The organism is Roseovarius roseus (assembly GCF_043355935.2).
Taxonomy (GTDB): Bacteria; Pseudomonadota; Alphaproteobacteria; order Rhodobacterales; family Rhodobacteraceae; genus Roseovarius; species Roseovarius roseus.
Genome location: NZ_JBHFPE020000045.1, coordinates 1 through 2,587 on the forward strand (window position 1 = coordinate 1; position 2,587 = coordinate 2,587).

General features: G+C 55.3%; 2 protein-coding genes and 1 pseudogene. All 3 read left to right on the forward strand.

The features are described from left to right. Window positions 1-515 (forward strand): hypothetical protein (locus ACEWPL_RS19325; RefSeq protein WP_420744398.1); only part of this gene is annotated, 515 nt, incomplete at its 5' end. Between the two features lie 335 nt (window positions 516-850). After that, entirely contained in the window at window positions 851-1,918 is a 1,068-nt protein-coding gene (locus tag ACEWPL_RS19330) for a BamA/TamA family outer membrane protein (RefSeq protein WP_420744399.1), read from the forward strand. Window positions 1,919-2,167: 249 nt separating this feature from the next. Continuing rightward, a pseudogene (locus ACEWPL_RS19335) lies at window positions 2,168-2,512 on the forward strand (IS256 family transposase); the annotation flags it as partial. Window positions 2,513-2,587 lie beyond the last annotated feature (75 nt).

Genomic DNA, 2,587 nt, shown 5'->3' on the forward strand with positions numbered 1-2,587 from the left:
GCCGCCGGTTGGGTGGGTTCAAGTTCACCCGGAGATTACGCCACCTTCAAATTTCCACCACCTTCGCGACACGACCGGCGGCGATCGCAGGACATCTGACTGCAGAGACCATCAGCGCAACCACCTATACTGCGGTCATGGTCACTTGGGTGTTGATCACGAATGGCTTGCTTGCATTGCCGGCACTGTTTTTCACCAAACCACTGCGAGACCTGCAGCAAAGAACGCAGGATGTCGCCCAGGCCCAGGCAACGCGCCATCAGATCGCCCAGGAGCATAGCGTGCTTGAAGAGAGCATCTGCTGCGCGTCCGAGGAGGAGATAACACAGGCGGAGTCCGTTCCGGACCCCAAGGTCATATTCAAGGCTGCCCGAAATCTTTCGACGGTGCTGATCCAGCGCACATCGCTTCTGCCCATTTCGGCCGCGGCGGTTCTGCCCGTGTTTGCGGCCGGCGCAACACTACTGCCACTCAAAGATCTTTTTCAAGTCCTGCGCAAGCTTCTGTTGTTCTAAGGTCGTGAGGCTGGATGATATGCTTCGACAGGATGTAGACGAGCCTGCAATTGACGAAGTCACTTCGAGCTATTTCACATCTCTGAGTTTTCTGAAATCCATCGCCATTGAGGAATTGTTGCATGAATAGTCTCAGCTCTACCTTGTCAGAAAAGGCATACTTGCAGAGCAACAGTGGTCCCCATTGCGCATGCTGGTCGCGAAGTATTGTCTCTACATTCGTCCCGCCATTCAGTCGCCGACCACAGGCGAATGGACGTGGCGGACATTCGATATTACGATCTGCACTGTCCCTGCGAGCGTCGGCGTTCTGGGTCATGTGTCTGTGTATCTTGATGGGACACCCCGCGCAGGTGAGGGGCGCTGAGAGCAATCTGGATCACAAGCTTGCGCCCCTGAGCAATGCGTCCTCCAAGCCCGAATTCGGGCTTAGAAGTGGGTCATTGATCGTCGCGCCGGTCCCGTTCAGCGACCCGATGATCGACAGCGGGCTCGCCATCGGCGCGGGATACCTGTTCAAAGTCGATGAAGGATCCGATCCTTCTATGTTTGGTATCGGCTACTTGGGCTCCCAAAACGGATCTACAGGCTACGGACTCTCGTTCAATCTAAACTTCATGGACAATCGTTGGTCCATTGGAGGAACCTACATCGATGCCGATATCGACTATGATTTGATATCTCGACTCGGAACGCTACCCATTGAACAGACAGGTGAGTTGTACAAGCTGAAGCTCTTGTATGGCGTCACCCCAGAATTTCATGTCGGGATAAGTGCTCGCTATCTTGAATCCAGCATCAGATCATCGGATCCGATTTTTCCAAACCTCCCGACGAATATCCGACTACCCAATGGCTTCAGCACGGTTGGTTTTGGTCTTGTCGTGGATTACGCGCGGCTGGACGACAAGATTTATCCGACATCCGGATTCAATCTTGCGTTTTCCAGCACCTTTAACGAGCCTTCCAACCGGTTTGGGGATGAATACTTCAAATCCATTCTGACCTACGACAAATACATCACTGCAGGCAATGACGGTGTTCTTGCGCTCAGGCTGGCCGGATGTTCAGCCCCGGGTCGTGTCCCATTTTACGATCTATGCTCCCTCGGCGGCACAGACTCGTTCCGCGGTTTCAATATCACTGAGTTTTTGGATAACGCCCTCCTGTCCTCGCAGGTCGAGTATCGCAAACGCTTGGGAAAGCGGATAGGTGTCGTCGCCTTTGGCGGCGTAGGAGCCGTCGGCGGCGGATTTGACACGCTTGATGATGTCGGATCCGCAGTAGGTCTCGGTTTGAGATACAGAGTGTCCAAGAAATTTCCTGTAGACTTTGCAGTGGATGGCTCCATTAGTGACGAAGGAGACAGTCTGCTCTATATATCGGTAGGACAGAGATTCTAGGGTCTGGGCTGTCCGTTGTCAGGGATTGCGTGCCAGTTGGGCTTGAACTGATGCGGTGGATGCCCGCACCCGACGCATCAGTTCAGCTTCCTGATCTAAGAAGGGTCAGACCACCGACGGGACACGCCTAGTCTCTATAAGAGCACTCTAGAGAGATATAGCTGAAAGTTGGTGATGGCCCCTGAGGGGCGGCATATCATGGCGGTGTTCACGCGCCGTCAATTCTCTGGAGAGAAAGGGATATGCCACATGCCGAAGACTACCATCACGCCATTGCCTGATCCATCGGGATTTTCGGCCGATCCGCTGACGGATATCCTGCGTTCCGGCGCATGGCGGCTGATCGCACAGGCCGTGGAAGCGGAGCTGGCGGCTCTTCTTGCCGCCCATGCTGATGACACGACCGAAGACGGCTGCTCGCGCGTCGTTCGCCATGGCTACCTGCCGGAGCGCGAGGTGATGACCGGGATCGGCCCGGTGCCGGTGAAGGTGCCCAGGGTTCGCGACCGGGGCCCCGGGGCCGAGAAGGTTGGGTTCACATCATCCATCCTGCCGCCCTATCTGCGCAAGGTTAAGTCGATCAAGGAACTGCTTGTCAACGCCGACTGAACTTTCCCCAGAAGTGCCGAAGTAAAATTCCCCACTCTGGCGGGTCCGGTAATCAGCCGG

Bases quoted from the DNA above. Each gene is read 5' to 3' on its own strand.
- ACEWPL_RS19330 (WP_420744399.1), top strand. From the start codon at position 851: ATGGGACACCCCGCGCAGGTGAGGGGCGCTGAGAGCAATCTGGATCAC.